18 protein-coding genes, 1 tRNA gene, 3 pseudogenes and 1 other annotated feature are annotated in these 17,901 nt (G+C 53.5%); of the genes and pseudogenes, 10 read left to right on the forward strand and 12 right to left on the reverse strand.

Annotation, left to right across the window (positions count from 1 at the left end; genetic code table 11):
• Positions 1-4 precede the first annotated feature (4 nt).
• From U5J94_RS09025 to U5J94_RS09055, 6 genes and pseudogenes are all read right to left on the reverse strand, one after another.
• The gene (locus U5J94_RS09025; protein ID WP_322565315.1) at positions 5-301 is read right to left on the reverse strand and encodes a hypothetical protein; all 297 of its coding nucleotides are present in this window, start codon (positions 299-301) and stop codon (positions 5-7) included.
• A 2-nt stretch (positions 302-303) separates the two neighbouring features.
• The gene (locus U5J94_RS09030) at positions 304-519 is read right to left on the reverse strand and encodes a hypothetical protein (protein ID WP_322565316.1); all 216 of its coding nucleotides are present in this window, start codon (positions 517-519) and stop codon (positions 304-306) included.
• Between the two features lie 130 nt (positions 520-649).
• The gene (locus U5J94_RS09035) at positions 650-1,336 is read right to left on the reverse strand and encodes a hypothetical protein (protein WP_322565317.1); all 687 of its coding nucleotides are present in this window, start codon (positions 1,334-1,336) and stop codon (positions 650-652) included.
• A 16-nt stretch (positions 1,337-1,352) separates the two neighbouring features.
• A pseudogene (locus U5J94_RS15295) lies at positions 1,353-2,408 on the reverse strand (tyrosine-type recombinase/integrase).
• Between the two features lie 676 nt (positions 2,409-3,084).
• Entirely contained in the window at positions 3,085-4,269 is a 1,185-nt protein-coding gene (locus U5J94_RS09050; RefSeq protein WP_322565320.1) for a nucleotidyltransferase, read from the reverse strand.
• Positions 4,266-5,192, reverse strand: a complete 927-nt coding sequence (locus U5J94_RS09055; RefSeq protein ID WP_322565321.1) for a CBASS cGAMP-activated phospholipase — start codon at positions 5,190-5,192, stop codon at positions 4,266-4,268. Before U5J94_RS09055 ends, U5J94_RS09050 begins: the two co-directional genes overlap by 4 nt.
• A 513-nt stretch (positions 5,193-5,705) precedes the next feature.
• Here U5J94_RS09055 and U5J94_RS09060 point away from each other — a divergent pair.
• Complete coding sequence (locus tag U5J94_RS09060) at positions 5,706-6,176, forward strand: putative molybdenum carrier protein (protein WP_322565322.1); 471 nt, start codon at positions 5,706-5,708, stop codon at positions 6,174-6,176.
• Positions 6,177-6,253: 77 nt separating this feature from the next.
• On the opposite strand, the gene U5J94_RS09065 is transcribed toward U5J94_RS09060, so the two are convergent.
• Both U5J94_RS09065 and U5J94_RS09070 read right to left on the reverse strand, forming a co-directional pair.
• Positions 6,254-6,613, reverse strand: a complete 360-nt coding sequence (locus U5J94_RS09065) for a hypothetical protein (protein ID WP_322565323.1) — start codon at positions 6,611-6,613, stop codon at positions 6,254-6,256.
• Positions 6,614-6,646: 33 nt separating this feature from the next.
• On the reverse strand, positions 6,647-7,126 hold the full coding sequence (locus tag U5J94_RS09070) for a hypothetical protein (protein ID WP_322565324.1): 480 nt from the start codon (positions 7,124-7,126) through the stop codon (positions 6,647-6,649).
• Positions 7,127-7,322: 196 nt separating this feature from the next.
• Here U5J94_RS09070 and U5J94_RS15300 point away from each other — a divergent pair.
• Positions 7,323-8,803 (forward strand): annotated as a pseudogene (locus U5J94_RS15300) (N-6 DNA methylase).
• A 98-nt stretch (positions 8,804-8,901) separates the two neighbouring features.
• On the opposite strand, the pseudogene U5J94_RS09090 reads toward U5J94_RS15300, so the two are convergent.
• A pseudogene (locus U5J94_RS09090) lies at positions 8,902-10,129 on the reverse strand (IS3 family transposase).
• Positions 9,729-9,845, reverse strand: a sequence feature (AL1L pseudoknot). It overlaps the preceding pseudogene by 117 nt.
• 103 nt (positions 10,130-10,232) lie before the next feature.
• Here U5J94_RS09090 and U5J94_RS09095 point away from each other — a divergent pair.
• Positions 10,233-10,481, forward strand: a complete 249-nt coding sequence (locus U5J94_RS09095; RefSeq protein ID WP_322565327.1) for a hypothetical protein — start codon at positions 10,233-10,235, stop codon at positions 10,479-10,481.
• A 20-nt stretch (positions 10,482-10,501) separates the two neighbouring features.
• Positions 10,502-10,771 carry a hypothetical protein gene (locus U5J94_RS09100; RefSeq protein WP_322565328.1) on the forward strand — a complete coding sequence of 90 codons (270 nt, stop codon included), beginning with the start codon at positions 10,502-10,504 and terminating at the stop codon, positions 10,769-10,771.
• A 31-nt stretch (positions 10,772-10,802) separates the two neighbouring features.
• Here U5J94_RS09100 and U5J94_RS09105 read toward each other — a convergent pair whose 3' ends face one another.
• Positions 10,803-12,017, reverse strand: a complete 1,215-nt coding sequence (locus U5J94_RS09105) for a tyrosine-type recombinase/integrase (RefSeq protein ID WP_322565329.1) — start codon at positions 12,015-12,017, stop codon at positions 10,803-10,805.
• 346 nt (positions 12,018-12,363) lie between these two features.
• Between U5J94_RS09105 and U5J94_RS09110 the strand changes: the two genes are divergently transcribed.
• The 5 genes from U5J94_RS09110 (at position 12,364) to U5J94_RS09130 (ending at position 15,123) form a co-directional block, all read left to right on the forward strand.
• Positions 12,364-12,440 (forward strand) — tRNA-Arg (locus U5J94_RS09110).
• 344 nt (positions 12,441-12,784) lie between these two features.
• Complete coding sequence (locus U5J94_RS09115; protein WP_322565330.1) at positions 12,785-13,207, forward strand: hypothetical protein; 423 nt, start codon at positions 12,785-12,787, stop codon at positions 13,205-13,207.
• 258 nt (positions 13,208-13,465) lie between these two features.
• Positions 13,466-13,900, forward strand: coding sequence for a sulfur oxidation c-type cytochrome SoxX (soxX, locus tag U5J94_RS09120; RefSeq protein WP_322565331.1), 435 nt, complete (start codon positions 13,466-13,468; stop codon positions 13,898-13,900).
• A 23-nt stretch (positions 13,901-13,923) separates the two neighbouring features.
• A complete protein-coding gene (gene soxA, locus U5J94_RS09125; protein ID WP_322565332.1) occupies positions 13,924-14,673 on the forward strand; it encodes a sulfur oxidation c-type cytochrome SoxA in 750 nt (249 codons plus the stop codon).
• A 63-nt stretch (positions 14,674-14,736) separates the two neighbouring features.
• Entirely contained in the window at positions 14,737-15,123 is a 387-nt protein-coding gene (locus U5J94_RS09130; protein WP_322565333.1) for a DUF3775 domain-containing protein, read from the forward strand.
• A 76-nt stretch (positions 15,124-15,199) separates the two neighbouring features.
• Here U5J94_RS09130 and U5J94_RS09135 read toward each other — a convergent pair whose 3' ends face one another.
• Both U5J94_RS09135 and U5J94_RS09140 read right to left on the reverse strand, forming a co-directional pair.
• Entirely contained in the window at positions 15,200-16,387 is a 1,188-nt protein-coding gene (locus U5J94_RS09135; protein WP_322565334.1) for a cation:proton antiporter, read from the reverse strand.
• A 126-nt stretch (positions 16,388-16,513) separates the two neighbouring features.
• The gene (locus U5J94_RS09140; protein ID WP_322565335.1) at positions 16,514-17,368 is read right to left on the reverse strand and encodes a LysR family transcriptional regulator; all 855 of its coding nucleotides are present in this window, start codon (positions 17,366-17,368) and stop codon (positions 16,514-16,516) included.
• 119 nt (positions 17,369-17,487) lie between these two features.
• On the opposite strand from U5J94_RS09140, the gene U5J94_RS09145 reads away from it, so the two are divergent.
• Positions 17,488-17,820: a TusE/DsrC/DsvC family sulfur relay protein gene (locus U5J94_RS09145; protein WP_322565336.1), complete on the forward strand. Its 333-nt coding sequence runs from the start codon at positions 17,488-17,490 to the stop codon at positions 17,818-17,820.
• The last annotated feature ends 81 nt before the right edge of the window (positions 17,821-17,901 follow it).

Below are 17,901 nucleotides of genomic sequence, written 5' to 3' on the forward strand. Positions count from 1 at the left end.
ATGATCAATCATTGCCGCCTCCCTGAATCTGAATATTCAAACGGGAGCCGGTCTTGCTGGCCCTGCTCAGGCGGCGTCTGAGACCACCATAGCTATTAACTGCCATAGCATAGACCTTGGACAGGCTATCGTAGTGTTCGGCAGCCATGGCAGCCTGTAATCTGGCTTCAGAACCGGGTTTGGCATATTCCAGCAGGTATAAGCAGACCGGCTCCCCATCCAGATAGCGGCGCGAGGCCGCATCCGGACCCAGGGGGCAAACAGGGGCGTTGCAGCGGTGGAATTTTGGGCAGTCGGACATTCTCACTTGGCACCTCCTTGGTTTTTCTCGACCCATTCAAAGAAGGCCTGCTCATCGATGAGCACCCTGCGCCCAACACGTTTGACTACAGCGTCGAATCCGTTTGTTTTTCCATAAAAAACCAAGTGACGTAGCCCGCCAGGTGGTGGCCAGTCATGATACTCATTCCATTTTGGGATTGGGATTAATCGTGATGTGGGTAATTTTTCTTGGCTCACAAAATACCTCCTGTAATTACTGACCGCGGCCAGTTGTTTTGCTAACAGGTGGTATTTTGTGAGTTATCTAGTCTCAGATATATTTCAACTCGAAGCGAAAATATGGTTTTCCGCTACGGATTGATAGATTTCAAAGGTCATTTTTTCTGGGTCTGCCAGGCTTTGTAACCTCATCTGGCGCAAGATCCTTTATCCATTCCCATATTTTTATATCTGCTGGAATTCTTGGCAATCCAATCTGTTCTTTTTGGTCCACTAACTTAACCCTGATATTTTTTATCATATTGGCTTTATTCAAATAAGGTGGTTCTGACCAACTCTTCTTCGCCTCTTGGCGCGCACGACCTTTCGCATCCTCAAAAGGCTTATTTGTTTTGTCGGCTTTTTTTCTGTGATGGTCTGATACTACTTCTTTTGCAATTTCCGGAAACTCAATAGCGAGCCGCAATCTGCCTACAGAATAGCCACCACAACTTGCCTCATAGCTCGAAATATTTTTCTTCCTCATCAGAAACCGGCAAACCGCTAATAATTGCGCAGCCGCAAGCAAAATTGTTTCTTGATCGTTATCAGGTTCTTCAATTGGGTTGATATATTTACCTTCTAGCAAGCCATCGTCAATTGGCGTAACTGTATCGCCGAACATAATATTTTCTATTTTTTCAGGTAGCCTGCTCCCTACAAACCCAATCCCATGTTCTGTAAATACGGCCTGATAATCCTCAAGTTCATCTTTTGATATACCATGGTCGCTTAACACGCTTTCGGCATCATCCATTGCTTTGTTAACTATATGGCTAAAATATGTATCCAACATATATATCAACTTACTCTCAACTGAATATTTTCTCATTCATTGCTGACACGACCTTGGCCGTATGCTGCTCGGAAAGGTGTGCATACCGCTTCACCATCTGCAGCGTCTTGTGTCCCAGAATGTCCGCAATTTCCGCCAGGCTCGCACCATTCATGGCCAGGTACGAGGCGGCTGAGTGACGAAGGTCATGGAACCGGAAATCCTCGATGCCGGCAGTCTGCACGGCCCGCTTGAAAATGCTCTGGATACACACAGGCTTCTGTGGATTCCGGCGAGAGGGGAACAACAGGTCGGTATCAATGCGACGGACCTTGGCCTGTTCCTGGAGCAGCTCACGGGCATGACCCATCAGCGGCAAAGCCCGCCGCTCGCCGTTTTTGGTGTCCTCCAGGGTAATGCGGCCCCGCTCCAGGTCCACCTGCTTCCAGGTCAGCGCCATGATTTCAGAGAGCCTGGCTCCGGTACTGAGAGCCAACACCACTACGATATACAGTTGATCACTATGCGATCTGCATACTTCAAGTAGCTTCTTGCGCTCCTCGTCAGACAGGAAGCGGACCCGGCCGCGGGGTTCCTTGAGGGTCGCTACCCGGCGGAACGGGCTGTCATCGACCCAGCCCCACTCCTTCATCGCTACGGTGAAGACATGCGACAGGGCGGCCAGGTACCGATTCACGGTCGAGGTACTTCTCGGCCCTCCCCGCTTGGTCGTCCCGCTCCTGAGCTTGTCCCGCTGCTCCACGATCAGGGGCGGATTCACGTCAGCCAGGAGATAATCCCCGATCTCGGACTTCTACCACTGCAGGTGCCTGAGCTGGTCTTTACCGGATTTCTTGTGGGGCAGGACATCGGCCACGTAGCGGTCGATCATCTCCGAGACGGTGTGTCGCTTCGCCTCCATGGTTTTGAAGTGACGCCCCTCCCGAATCGCCGCCTCGGTCTGCTGGGCCCATTTGCGGGCGTCAGTGAGGCGCTCGAAAGTGGCGGTCTGGGTCGGGCAGCCTTTCAGACGCACCTTCACCCGGTAGGTAGGTTCCCCTTTGCGGTCTTTCCTCTTCTCGATAGAGGCCATCGTTCCCTCCAAAACAGACGTCGACAAAAATACACGACAGAAAGGGAAAATCTACCGAAAAACCCACTTTTCCACAATAACGGATGAATAATCCTTTATTTTATTTTTTAATTGTCTGTTTTAGCTGCCTTTTTTTTAGATAATGAAGTTCCAGGGGCACTAATGGGGCATGGCTTCAGAAGTTGTACAAATATTCACCGCTTTTTTTTCCTTTTTTTCTTACGATCATTCTTATCATCCTTGCTGCCATTGGACTCTGGGTGGATACCCCCACCCCTCCACTCACCAGAATGCAACCAATCCTCGAAGTAATAAAGCCACAGAGATGACCACGGGACAATAGTATCCCGTAACAACATATACTTATTCCATTCCCCTGTTTTCGGTAGATACAGACAAAGTCTTACCCGTTTGTGATCGTAGAGGTGCGGGATAGGTTTGCCCTCTGCTAATTCGTTTAGGTCAGGGTTTACAACAAAGACGTTTGGAGACTCATGTAGCCTATAAGTAAGCATAAGCTCATAAGCACGACTAAGAGGAGTAGGTTGTAATACGAAATTCCACCTTAATCTTTTATGACTCAGCTCACCTTGTCCAGGCACATCACTCTTTAATGCGAGAAATTGTTGCGCTAAACTTAGTGGTGGTCGACGGAACTTCGACATTTAACTAAACGTTATTCACCGTAAAATGTATTCTTGGGAATTTCCCTGCCTGCACCAGTAGTCAGCCCACCTGTCGCTCCCATAGAAAGGGCTCCTTTGCTCCGTGCACCGCTGACCACATTGCTATAATGTTCGAGTGCTCGTTTTGAAACAGAAGCGCCAAAGGTTTCTGTAAGCAGATCTTGAACTTTGTCAATTCCCTGAAGTTCACCATATACGAATTCTTCAAGACTATTCACTGCTGCCTTATGCCAAGCATAAAACCAATCAGCACGTTCAGGATGAACATTCCATTTTTCTGCGAAATTTTCGCCGTCAGTACTGGGGTTCATAATGTAATACATGTTTCGACCAGCGAAGTCAGTCACCTGGATATATCTAGGCATCGACCTTAATACAGCCATAAGCAAATCAAGGTCATTATCGAAGCTGTCTGAGCCAACCAGATTCTGATATGCATGTGTTGCCAATGTCGTAATAATTACCGATATAGGAGAGCATGCCTTTTCAGCGTCTGGCTTATTGCTGAAGTAAACATCGCGATGCCGCTTCATCAGTTGAACACTACGTCTCAACACTCCTTTGAGTTGCTGTTGGTCAGGAAGAGGCTGAATATCTCGAGAAGCAATACCTGACTCAAAAAACGCCCGTTGATAAGATGGCTGGACAGCTGCGTTGGCATCAAACCATTCAGCATAACCATTCGGGTTACTTGGCTTCCAATTGTTTAATTGTTTATCCGGCACTAACACCCCGCCATTATCACACCCGGGGTTCCTAATAACAGGTGTAATATCAAGATGGAATTTATTGGCATAGTTAATTCGCCAAGCCCGGTTGAGAGGCTCAAGAAGATCTTCATATGTTTTGTTTCCAATTAGCCGGCGGCCAACCAAATCACGAATTTGAGCAGGCGTCGGTGATTCTACATGCGGAACATAACAAACGAGATCCACATCAAACTCTTCACGATATAAAGGCTTAACAGTTGTGCCGACTCGAATTGAGCCTTGCGAGTAGATCGATGAATCTGCCAACCTCAGATCATCGCTATCACTGAGCCAGTCTCCTACTGCTTTGTATTTTTTCTCCGCATCTTTATATTGTGTTGCAGTGATCTCGAGCTCTTGGCATACAAACTCAAGAATGCCAGCAGATTGTTGCTTCTGCTCTAGCGTTAATTCGTTACGACTCATACAGCGCCCTCCTTATTAGCATATTCCTGTTGAAGGAATTTACGAACTTTAGCTGCATTATGTGCGAAATCATGATCGGCTTTGGACAGCAGCTCAGGAATCACTCCAACATCATCCAAAGTCAGTTTTTCCGCGTGTTCAAAATTCAACCTCAAGTACTGCTCGGGCTCCAAAAGAAGCTCAACCATGTTTGCTGTGGTCTGAGACTGAAGATTTAATATTGTGTCTACGAGTTTCGGCCCACCCCATCCTGAAACAAGCCCCCAGGCACGGGAGTCTCGATTTTTTTGTTTGTAGTAACGATGTCCAATTCCACATCCGATTGACAACAACCTTACCTGACTGATTTCTATGTTAAACCGTTTTTGGGCTTCAACAAGGCATGCAAGGGATGGATTATTTGCCCACATTCCACCATCAGCTAGCAGATACTTGTCGACCCTATGCGGTGAAAAATACAAAGGCGCGGAACATGAAGCCAGCACAGCATCTGCAATGCGAATATCTCGATCCCTAACAAACTCAGGATCGTATGGGGACTTAAAAACGTGTACACCGGCATTACCAATGTCAGTAGCTGGAATGAGTAAATTCGTGTCGGTATCGGAGAGAGTTTTCTCTTCAAATACTCTCTCTAACTGCTTTTTCAGACTTGAGCTACTGTATTTCGCCCGCAGAACACCAAGCCAGCTGGCCGGACGGCGAGAAAAGATTTCTTTACCATGTTGCTCATAAAGAGCGACTACTTTCTCGAGAGGATATTTGGTGGCTAATGCGGCAGCTAGGATTGAGCCGGTACTCGTACCAGCAATCAGGTCAAAATGATCGGTATATTGGATACCGATTTCATCTTGAATTTGCTTCAAAAGATGAGCGGCATAAATCCCCCTAATACCGCCCCCATCAATCGAAAGGATATTCACATGCCACCCTCCATCCGGCCACAATATCTAGTGAGCAGGACTCTTTATTTGCTCTTTAAACACTGGATATGGGGTTCAGCCCCTCAAATTTCAAGTCCATATCCTGGGGAGGGTGATACTGAAAAGCTAATATTCGGGCATTTCAAGGCGCTAAGGGCTAGCTGAACTATGGCGTGTGAGCTGGATGTTCGCATCATAATGCCCCATGACTGCCCCATGACTGCCCCATAGAAACAAAAAAGGCTTAGCAACTTCGCTAAGCCTTTGTTTTTATTGGCTGGGGACCTAGGATTCGAACCTAGACTAACGGAGTCAGAGTCTCAATAAATCAATAACTTACGACAACCCGCAATACTCGACAACAATAAAATCAACGGGTTAAAAACCATGGGTTTTGCCGTGAATTGTCCCATATCGCTGTTTTTTGTGGCGAAGTGCCCCGCCAGTGTCCCGCGAATAAACGTGGCATGATTCGAAGCACTCCCGGCCTCTAGAGTGTAGATTAGTCATTACATGATGCGCGATTTAATGATCATTTCCGGCGGTCAAACTGGCGTTGATCGCGCCGCACTGGATGTCGCCCTAGAGGTGGGTATGGCTTGCGGTGGCTGGTGCCCCAGGGGTCGGGCTGCGGAGGATGGAACCATCCCGGCGAGCTACCCCTTGCTCGAAGTATCCGGCGGTTATCGGGTCCGTACTGAAAAGAACATCAAAATGGCCGATGGGACCCTGATTCTCAATCGTGGTGAACTCATCGGAGGAAGTCGCCTGACCGCGAACCTGGCCGACAAGCATCAAAAGCCCCTGCTTGTTATCGACCTCGACCATCCTCGCGAAGTGGCCGATGTGTGGGCCTGGCTGGAATCTCATGCCATACAAACGATCAACATGGCGGGGCCCAGCGAACGTCGACACCCCGGTATCTATGATCTGGCCACAAATTATCTGAAATACCTGCTTGAGCCGATTAAACCATTAATATGATTAGTGCTTAAAGTACACAGTCTCAACTGTTGCGCCAGGAACTGGAAACCACCTATCAAAATATCGACGAGGCAAAGCTAGAACAATTCGCCATCCTCCCACGCTTGCGCGAGTTGCTGCAGTCCGGGCTTGTCGGGGAACTCGTCCGCCAACTGTCTCAAGGTCTTCTCGCCGCCCAGTTTGCCGTCCAACGTCCAGTTCTCAGATTCCGCATCCAGGGGGACGATTTCGTCTTTTGCTGTTTTTTTTATGTCCTGTTCCTGCCTGTCTTTCACTCTTTCATGAGGGAACGTGACTACCGTAGACAGGGGCGTAACGCGCGATTCGTTGTCTGCTGTCCGGTACGGTGGCGGTGGAGTCCAGGTCGAGAGCGCGATGCCCGGCGTCTGCAACCAAATGACGTTTCCACTCTTGTAGATCGTCGGTTTCTCACTCATATTCAAATAGCCTCTCTGTTTTGCCCACCGATGTCAGCAAGTTTGCTCATCCCCGGGCGTGGTTCCCCGAATCCGTTCTTTCGACCAGTATTGCTTCCAGATCCGGTAGCGCCTGACGGCCTGCCTTTTCAGCTCTTCATCATCGTAGATCAAATGCGCGTCCGACTCTAACCGCCGCTCGGTGCGCTCCCGCCAGAACCGGGCTTTTTCCGGATACTGATCAAACCCATACCGGCCGTCGCGGTAGTAAAGCGCAAGTAACCAGGAGGCGGCTCTGTCGGCGCTATGCGCAGCAGTAAGCAACAGAGTCCTGGCCCGCCGGAGTAGTTCGGGATCATCACTGTGCCGGAAGATATAGCGCGCCAGTTCACGCCCGGCTATAACCTTGCTGGCGTTATCAGGTCCGTTGCGGTGCAGATGCAAGAGCAGACCCAGGTCGACATTTTGGGGGACTTTGAGCTGTTGAAGCTGGTTTATGTAATCGGGGCCGCGCATAAGCCCAACTATAGTCATGGTGGCTGCCGGCCGCCAGCCAGGTTGAAAGAACGGCGTGACCTGCCGATACAGCCTGTTGTGGTCAGGGCCCCACGCTACAGGGTACTATTCCTGAGCACCCTCCTGTAACAAAGGGCAGCGCGTGCCAGAACTGGTCAATCATTCGCCAGTACTGACGATAATTTCCTGATAACAAATAAAATTACCGAGTCAGATGTTCGAACAAACCTTCAAAAATATCGACGATGTGCTCTGGAAAGAGGCCGGCTGCGCCACCGAGCTGGACTACACCGAGCAGACTTCCTGGATGCTGTTCCTCAAATACCTGGACGACCTGGAACGGGAGCGGGCCATGGAGGCCGAGCTGCGAGGCAAGTCCTACGATTTCATCATCGACGAGGACTTCCGCTGGTCGAGCTGGGCGGCGCCGAAGAAGGACGACGGCAGTTTCGATCATGACAATGCCGAGACCGGCGAAGACCTGATCCTGTTCGTCAACACCAAGCTGTTTCCCTACCTGCAGGGCTTTCGCGAGCGCGCCTCCGGACCGGATACCATCGAGTACAAGATCGGCGAGATCTTCAGCGAGATCCGCAACAAGTTCCAGAGCGGCTACAGTCTGCGCGATGCCCTGGAGCTGATCGATTCACTGAGCTTCCGCTCGCAGAAGGAGAAGCACGAGCTCTCACACCTGTACGAGGCCAAGATCCGCAACATGGGCAACGCCGGGCGCAACGGTGGCGAGTACTACACCCCGCGCCCGCTGATCCGCGCCATGATCAAAGTCACCAAGCCGAAGATCGGCGAGCGTATCTACGACGCCGCCGCCGGCTCGGCGGGCTTCCTGTGCGAGGCCCATGACTACCTGCGCTACGGGCCAGAGGGCCTGAAGGTAACAACCCGTCCAAACTGTCCACCAAAGATCTGGAGACGCTGCAGACCCGCACCTTCTACGCCAAGGAGAAGAAAAGTCTGCCCTACGTCATCGGGATCATGAACATGATCCTGCACGGTATCGAGACACCCAACATCCAGCACACCAACAGCCTGACCGAGAACCTGAGCGACATCCAGGAGAAGGACCGCTTCGATGTCATCCTCGCCAACCCGCCCTTCGGCGGCAAGGAGCGCAAGGAGATCCAGCAGAACTTCGACATCAAAACCGGCGAGATGGCCTTTCTGTTCCTGCAGCACTTTATCAAGTACCTCAAGGCCGGCGGCCGGGCGGCCATCGTCATCAAGAACACCTTCCTCTCCAACTCCGACAACGCTTCCCGCGCCCTGCGCAAAGAGCTCCTGGAGAACTGCAACCTGCACACCATCCTCGACTGCCCCGGCGGCACCTTCCTTGGCGCCGGGGTCAAAACGGTAGTGCTGTTCTTCGAGAAAGGCGCGCCGACACAAAACATCTGGTACTACCACCTCGACCCCGGCCGCAGCCTGGGCAAGACCAACCCGCTCAATGACAGCGACCTGAAAGAGTTCGTCGAACTGCAGGCGAGCTTTGCCGACTCGGAGGAATCCTGGACGGTAAATATCGAGGACATCGATCAGTAAGCCTGGGACCTGTCGGTGAAAAATCCCAACAAGGCCGAGGAAGATCCCCTGCGCGATCCGGAGGTCATCATCAATGAGATCGAGACACTGGACAAAGAAAGCGAGGAAATTCTGGAAGGGATTCGGGGGATGCTATGAGCGAGTGGGAAACTCTTAACATTACAGGTGTTTGGACAAGAGTCCGAAAACCTCAAAAATGAATCGCCCCGGGTTTCGCGGAGGCTGTTGGGTTTAAGTTAAGCCGCTACAGCGATCGATTCGCTGAGCTGCTGCTCGTAGTTTGCCTCAGCTTCCGCCGGCGATACATACCCGATGCTCTCCAGCAACCGGTGATGATTGAACCAGTGCACCCATTCCAGGGTGGCCAGTTCCACGGCTTCCCGGGTCTTCCCGGACGCTCGTTTATGGATCGGCTCTGTATTGTAAGCTCATTGACGGTCTATGTCAGGGCGTTATCGTAACTGTCTCCACGACTGCCCACCGAGGGGTCGATACCGGCCTCGGCGAGACGCTCAGTGTAACGGATGGAGACGTATTGTGAGCCACGGTCACTGTGATGGATGAGGTCGTCGGTCGGCTGTCGGTCATACAGCGCCTGCTCCAGGGCATCGAGGACAAAGTCCGTCTGCATACGCGTACTGACCCGCCAGCCCACGATGCGTCGGGCGAACACGTCGATGATGAAAGCCACGTACAGCCAGCCTTGCCAGGTGGACACATAGGTAAAATCCGATACCCACAGCTGGTTGGGCCGCTCGGCATTGAACTGCCGGTTCACCCGATCACGTGGGCAGGGTACGGCAGGGTCCGGGACGGTGGTACGCACCACCTTGCCGCGCCGCACGCCTGCCAGCCCCATGCGCTTCATCAGTCGTTCAACGGTGCAACGGGCCACGACAATGCCTTCGCGGTTGAGTTGACGCCAGACCTTGTCGGCGCCGTAGACCTGCAGGTTCGCCTCCCAGACCCGTCTGATCTCCAGCATCAGAACGTCGTCGCGCTGGGCACGCGCGCTGCGCTGTTCGGGATGACGCTGGCGGGCCGCATGACGCCAGTAGGCCGACGGGGCGACCTGCAATACCTTGCAGATCGGCTCGACCCCGTAGACATCCCGGTGCTGATCGATATAGGCGTTTATGACTTCAGTTTGCGGTCGAGCTCCGCCTGGGCGAAAAAAGCGCTGGCGGTACGCAGGATCTCATTGGCCCGGCGCAGTTCCTTGACCTCGCGTTCCAGGGCCTTGATGCGGTCTCGCTCTTCGCTGGCAACCCCGTCGCGCTGGCCTGTATCGACCTCGTGTTTGCGGACCCACTCATGCAAGGTCTGGGGCACACAGCCGATCTTCGGGGCAATCGACTCGATGGTCGCCCACAAGGACGAATGCTCACCACGGTGCTCCAGTACCATGCGCACGGCACGCTCGCGGACTTCAGGGGAAAATCGGTTTGATTTTGACTTGTTCATAGCTCCATTCTCTCAGACTTTGGAGCCTCCTCAAAACCCGGGGCGATTCAAGTTTCAATCTTATCTTTACTCTTAGGGACGTGATAGCTTGTGAGGTGATGTTATGACAGAAGAAAAGACTATTTCAGAAAACCAGGATGAGTTCTTTGTGTTAGATGAAGATGATATTTCAACTGCTAAAACGATGAGTCTTCGTGAGTTGTTCGAGGCAGAGAGGATAGACAAAAAGCATCTCAGATCAATGGCCTTGGCCGGGTGTCAGTTTGTTCCAGTTGAGTATCTTGATGAACAAACATTGGGTGAGCTCAGAAAATACCCTGAGATGAGAGAGATATTTAATCTCTCTGAATAAATTTCAGCAAGGAGTGAGTTATGTATATTTCAGTGCAATCAGTCAATTCAGATGAATATCATGCGAGAGAGTCAAAAGGTAAGATAATGGAGTCTGAAGGTCAGATTCGAACTTGCAGCATTGTGAATGGTAATCTTGAATTGACAGTCGAGTCCGAATCAGGAATCCTGTATGCCTCCCAGACAAATTATTATCGTACTGGTACAGTAAGGCTTACTGCAGCAGAGTTATGCAATCTTATTGGGGTGGCTTTTGAAAATGGACTTTTATCAATAGTGCCGTCTAAATAAATCCCGGATAAAAGAAAATCATATAATCAGATTAGGCTCTCTTGGTAATTCTAATCACGGTGGCCTGTTTCTTGGTCACGAAATTAGACCATTCCTGCATCATCTTTCCGCGCTTCGCGAACAGGTCGCCACGCCGATAGGCGGCCTCCACTTTGTTCTCGATGACATGTGCTAGTGCCATTTCCGCCACATCACGAGGAAAGCTTGACACCTCGCCGGACCAGTCTCGGAAACTGGAACGAAAACCGTGCGGTACGTAGTCGCCACGAGCACCATTGATTCCATATCCCATCCCGCGCATCAGTTGCAGTAGTGCCATATTCGATAGGGGGCGCTCATGATGACTACCTGGGAAGACATAGGGATTGCCCTCAATGCGTGGTAGAGCGTTGAGAATATCGATGACTGCATCCGATAGTGGAACTCTGTGCTCCCTTCGCGTTTTCATTCTGGCTGCAGGTATTGTCCAGACGGCCCCTTCCAGATCGATTTCATCCCACATGGCCTTCAAAACCTCATTGGTGCGCGTTGCAGTCAGGATGAGGAACTGCAGGGCGATAGCCGATACGTTCTGCTTTTCTGAGAGCTCCGCCATGAACGCAGGAACTTCGGCATGCGGCATAGCAGGGTGGTGATTGACTTCCATCACCCTTGAGGGCTTCGGCAACAACTTGTTCAGGTGACCGCGCCAGCGGGCTGGATTCAGTGGATCCCGGTACTTGTGAGCAGCTGCATAGTCCAGGACATTTTCGATGCGGCCCTGAACCCTTTTGGCAGTTTCTGTCTTGCTGGTCCAGATTGGGGAAAGAATCGCCAGTATGTCCTCGGTGGTTATAGCGTCTACCGGTTTTGAACCTACCACGGGCCGGGCATAGGTTTTCAGGGTGCTGACCCACTGTCGGGCATGCTTGGTGTTCTTCCATCCGCGTCTGTGAGCCCGAATGTACCGTGCCGCACAGGTGGTAAAGCTGGGCACGGTCTCTTGCTCGATTCTGCGCACCTCAATGGGATCGACCCCTGATGAGGCCTGCAAGCGGCACTCAGTGGCCCTGAGACGTGCGTCAGCCAGGGAAACATCGGGGTAGCTACCCAACCCCATCTCACGACGTCTGCCGTTGATGGTGAACCGTAGCACCCATTTCTTTGCGCCTGCCTTTGACACCACCAGACGCAGGCCGCCGCCGTCTTCGTATTTGCCGTGGCTGGTGGTCGCGATCTTGCGAGGGGTTAGCTTGTGAATGGCCATATCCTAATCCAGAGTTTCTGGGTAGTCCCCCATCGGGCCCCCCAATCTCACTGGATTTTACCGGATCAGTTCGGACTGTGTCGAACAGTAAGTGCTTGTTAAGAAATGTTAATGTTGATTGCCATGGACGTTATTGTAGATAAATACAGCGGACTCTCTCTCCGCCAGATCGAATAAAAAGGCCGCCCTGGGGGCGGCCTTTTTATTCAGTTTCCAGGTTCTGGCTGCCAGGGGCTAGAAGTTATTCGGCTTGAAAACAGCCCGGATAATCAGTATATTGCGCCTTCTTCAGGATTTGGGTGGTTTTCCTGGCAACTAGTATCTAGCACCTAGCCCCTGTTCTAAAGCGCCCGTAGCTCAGCTGGATAGAGTACCTGGCTACGAACCAGGCGGTCGGAGGTTCGAATCCTTCCGGGCGCGCCATATAACGACAAAAGCCCGCTTTATGCGGGCTTTTGTCGTTATATGGCTCTGATATGGCGATTCGAACCTCCGACCGCCGAATTAAAAATAGTGTTCGACAAATTCGCCGGGAGCGAATTTGGACAGCCGAGCGTAGCAAGGCTGGCCGCGAAGCGGCGAGGCGCAGGGATGCGCCGAGCAATCCTTCCGGGCGCGCCATATAAAACAAAAAGGTCACTGTCAGGTGGCACTTTATTGTTTTATCCGTTACCCCTCCTGTCAGATTCGAACTTGAATGATTCCGGGACAGAAGCTTATCCCGGGTCTATGCTGAAACTGAACAGACGGCGAACCGGAGGCAAGGAATGGAACATGACGAAGTATCAGAGCGCATCCATCGGGTGGCGCGGCTCTACAGGCAGTTCGATAATGAATACTGGGCGTTTGTATCGCAGCTTCACCATGCGGGACGGCATCTGGGGATCACCGGCCCCGATCATGAGCGGCAGGCTATGGCCGAGCTGACTTATGTCGGCGAGCTATTTCGTATCGGTTTGCGACTGGTGACCGTAGAAGGGACGCCGCTCGGCGAGATCTATTTGGATTATGTGAGTGATGAGGCGACGCACCGCGTGGGACGAGTGTTCCTCGACGAGCCGGGCCAGCTCCTTGATGCGCCGGCCGGCGCAGTACTCGGGCAGATACGTGATCCGGATATTGCCCGGCACTTGCTGGTGAGCTGGCTGGACGGCTGGTTGCGTGATTCGGCAGAGCTCAAAACGATGTAATTGGCGAGCGAGCCGTAACCCGATCAAACGCATCACCCATCGGGTTGTTGAGATTCTGGCTTAATGAGTTATTCTGGGTGGCGCATCGGTCTTTCAGCATACAAACGGACTCGAAAGCTCGATGGCGCAATGATTAATCCGAAGCAGTAACGTGCCAATGTTGATGCAGATCAACCCTCTGGAGTTAGTGAGCTACTATAATTTCAAACTGTTCTGATGGTTAGTGTGATAGTAAAACTTTTCAATCTCAGGTCGGTATTGACAGCACTTGTTGGCATTGCCGGTCTCTCCTTGTCAGGACCGATACATGGCGAGGAGTATATCGAGTGGCAGGCCGAGGGCTTTGCCATCCCCGAACCGCTTGGCGGCCTGCAGGGCGATCCGAAGCGGGGCAAGGCGATAGTGGTCGATCGCGATAGCGGTAATTGTCTGGCCTGCCATCACATGCCGATTCCCGAGGAACCCATGCACGGTACCGTTGCGCCGCCGCTCGACGGCGTCGGTTTCCGATTGAGCGAGGGCCAGTTGCGCCTGCGGGTCGTTAACGAGCAACGGATCAACCCCGACACCATCATGCCGGCTTTCTATAAGCGATCCGGCGATTACCACCGACCCCATCCAGCTTACAAAACCACGGTGCTTACCGCCCAGGAAGTAGAGGATGTGGTTGCCTATCTGATGACGCTCAAATGAGGTGCATGATGACAAGGTGGTTTATGCAGATTGTGCCTTTCGCCTTGTTAATGATGTCCGGCTCGCTGTTCGCACTGGAACCGCAGTCCAGTTATGAACTGCTGAGTGATGAGCTGAAAGAAATGCAGGATGATGATTTTGCCAATCCGGGCATGATGACCGTCGATCGCGGACGCGAGCTTTTCCAGAAACCGGGCTTTAATGGCAAGTCCTGCGCCAGTTGTCACGGTGATGATGGCGAGAAGCTCGATCCCGAACAGATCGCGGCTTATCCAAAGTATGATTCACAACGCGGGCCGGTGACGTTACAAAGTCAGATCAACCGGTGTTACGCCGATCGCCAGGAAGAGTTTCCGATGCTTTATGATGCTGATGAACTGATTGCCCTGGAGACCTTCGTACGTCATCGTGCACGGGGTGAGAAGGTGAACGTGGATATCAGCGGACCGATGCGCAAGCATTACGAAGCGGGAAAGGAAATTTTTCATACCCGTATCGGACAGCGTGACATGGCCTGCGTGCATTGTCATCAGATGTATGTCGGCCAGCGCTTGCGCGGCCAGATACTCAATCAGGCCCAGATTAATGGGTTTCCCATTTATCGTATTACCGATGGAAGTATCATGAGCCTGCACGAAAAGTTTATTGGCTGTTATGGCACCTTGCGGGCGATGCCTTACGAACCGGGTTCACAGGAATATATCGATCTGGAAGTGTATATGAGCGCCCGTGGCAACGGATTGCCGATTGAAACACCGGGCGTTCGCCATTGAGGGCGGTTCACTAACGACACTTTTTGTATCCGGCCCGGGTACTGAACGAGAGGAGGGACAACGATGCTTGAACTCAATCCAGAACGGGTTTGCAACATTATTCAGCTGGCCCGTGAGTTTCATGCCAAGGAAGCGGTAGTGATTCCCGAGATGCCGAACAATCCCGGTGACGACTGGGCATTGCAGGTGCTGGCCGATCACCGGGATGATCCTGTTTACCGGGAACTGAAATATGCCATCGGGGATATGGAACCGGATCAGCAGGCCCAGCTGCTGGCGCTCAGCTGGCTGGGCCGCGAGGATTATGCCCTGGAGGAGTGGGACACCGCGCTGCAGACGGCCGGGGAGAATCTGCTCTCCAGTTCCCCCGAACAGATCATTGCTATCCCCTATATCGCCGACTATCTCGAAGAAGGGCTGCGCCTGCATGGTTATGACTGTGACGCGTGAGTTGTCAGTTTGCTTCTGGCTTTACAGGATAGCTGTGTAAGGCTGATTGAAAAGGTTCTCTAACAGCGCTTCTGGTTCAGTTGTGTTCCTTGGCAGCGTTTGATTCTGGCAGTGTGCTCAATGCCCGCCGGGTCAGGATCGGTCCGAGGATTTCAAACAGGACGGTGCTGCCAATGACCACGCTGATCAGGGTTTCGGAAAAGGCCGGATAGCGCTCGGCCGCGACCAGCCCCATGCCCATGGCCACACCCGCCTGGGGCATCAGTGACAGGGCCAGCCGGTTGCTTTCACTGACGGGCGTATGCAGCCAGGCACCGGCGCTCCAGGCGCCGGCAAAGCGGGAGACAATCCGCAACAGGGCGTAGGCGGTTCCCAGCAGGCCGATTTCCAGCAGGCTGAGCAGATCCAGTTGCGCGCCGGCCAGCACGAAGAACAGCACCAGGAAGGGCCGGTCGAAATCGTCGATAACATGGAAGGGGCGGGTATGATGCCGGGCCAGATTTACGATCACCATGCCCAGGGTCATCGCGGCCAGAAACGGCGAGACCGCCAGCCAGTCGGTGAGTCCCGCGCAGAGGATCACGACGCCCAGCGCTTCGAGAATAGTCGGCTCGCCCTGCCGCAGTCGGCCGGTCAGCAATGCAGCCGGGATGCCGATGGCCAGCCCGAGCAACAACGCGCCGCCGATATCCCAGACCCCGTGCAGAATCGATTGATAGAGCGAACCGTTGCCGGTCAACACCGCGACCACGGCCAGCGCCACGGAAAAAATAATCAGCCCCCAGGCATCATCCACCGCCACGATCCCCAGCAGGGTGCGGGTGATACGGTTATCCCTGTTGCTTTCGCGAATGACCTCGATGGTGGTGGCCGGGTCGGTGGCGGCCGCGATGGCGCCCAGCAGCACCGCCAGAGGGGGTGGCGTATTCAACAGCAGCAGTCCGAGGATTACCCCGCCGGTCGTGAGCAGGGCAATCAGCACCGAATAGCCCATCACCGCGCGACCGTGCCGGAAGATGCCCTGGCGGCTGAGTTTGCCGCCGAGCAAAAAACCGATCATGGTCAGGGCGATAGTCGTGATCAGCTCGAACCACGCTTCGCTGCGCTCGGGCAGCAGATCCAGCCCGCCGGGACCGACCACAAACCCGAATAGCAACAGCAGCGTCACGCGTGGCAGACGGGTAAGCTTGCCGACACCGTCGGTGGCCATACCCAGCAGCAACAGGGCGCCGAGGGAAATTAATAGCGTGGCGTGTTCAGACATGATTATCGTTGTTATTGCTAACTCTTAGCATACACGGGCTTTTCTATGAATAAAACGGCGCGGCAGAACCGCGTTCATCAAATGACAGTTGTCCCCGATTTCGTCTCAACCGCTTGCCGGGCGTTGTCACTCGATCACATGCTGGCTGGCGCCCAATTCGCGCAATCCTGCCAGCGCCTGTTCCAGGACCGGGTGATCGCTGTGACGGGGATAGACCATATAGGCCGGGTGGCGGAACTCGGGTGAATCCGCCACCCGGTAAAGCTGGCCGGCGTCGATAAACGGGATGGCCATGCGTGCCGGCAGGAAGCAGCTACCGCCGTTGGTCAGGATCAACTGCACTCCCAGCCAGCCGATGTTGGCAATCTGTGGCGGCCCCTCCAGATCCGGGTAGCTCTGCGCGTGGCGGGCATAAAAGCCCGGACCCCATTCGATATAGACGTAATCCTCGCCGGGGCCGGTGTCGTCGGGCCGGGTGCTGACCAGGATCAGGGTTTCGTCGAACAGCGCCTCGACCACCAGCCCGGGACTGTGGGTCGGGGTGTACATCAGCCCGATATCCAGACTGCCCTCGATCAGGCCGCGCATGATGTCTTCCTCGAAGCCGATATCGCTACGAATCACCACATCCGGGGCCTGCTGCCGCATCCAGCCGACCCACTGGGGCAGATAGCCTTCCCACAGGGCAATGCGCCCGCTGATCCGGATGCTGGCCCGGTAGCGCTCCGGCAGTCCCACTTCGGCACGGGCCTGATCCGCAGTGAGCACTAACCGTTTGGCGTAATCCAGGAAGCGGCGGCCGGCCGGGGTCAGGCTGGCGCCGGCCCGGTTGCGTACGAACAGCCGGGCGCCCAGCGCCTGCTCCAGCCGCTGCAGGCGGGCGCTGACCGTCGACTGGGTCAGGTGCAGCTGCCTGGCGGCCTCCAGAAAGCTGCCGTTGGCGGTGATGGCGAGAAAGGTGCGAGCCTGGTCGATGTCCATGATGATCCTCTATATATCGAAAATATCGATATTATAGTCCAAATAATATCGTTTGACTGTATTAAGCGATACTTATATCGTTTTTACACCATTAACAGCAGGCAAGAAGGAGTTCTCCGATGACGACCGCGACAGAACTGGAACGGGACAATGAAGGTTATTTGATCGATCCGGAGCAGTGGAATGAAGCCGTCGCCCGGGAACTGGCCGAGGAAGAGGGGCTGGAGCTGGATGAGACCTATCTGGCGGTGCTCACTTTCATGCGCCGCTACTGGGCCGAGCATCAGGTCGCCCCGGACGTACGCCATGTGGTGGATTATCTGGTCAAGGAAGAGGGGTTTGACAAGAAAACGGCCAAGGCCCATCTGTTCGAGCTGTTTCCCTACGGGTATGTCAAACAGGCCTGCAAGGTGGCCGGCATGATCAAGCCGCGGGCCTGGAGTACCGGCTGATTCGAGCCGGCCTGTGCCGCTTGTTCCAACGAGTACACAAGGGAGTCGGTGAGCTTCGTCTCGTCCCCCGTTAATCGCCGG

Source organism: Thiohalophilus sp. (genome assembly GCF_034522235.1).
Lineage (GTDB): Bacteria > Pseudomonadota > Gammaproteobacteria > UBA6429 > Thiohalophilaceae > Thiohalophilus.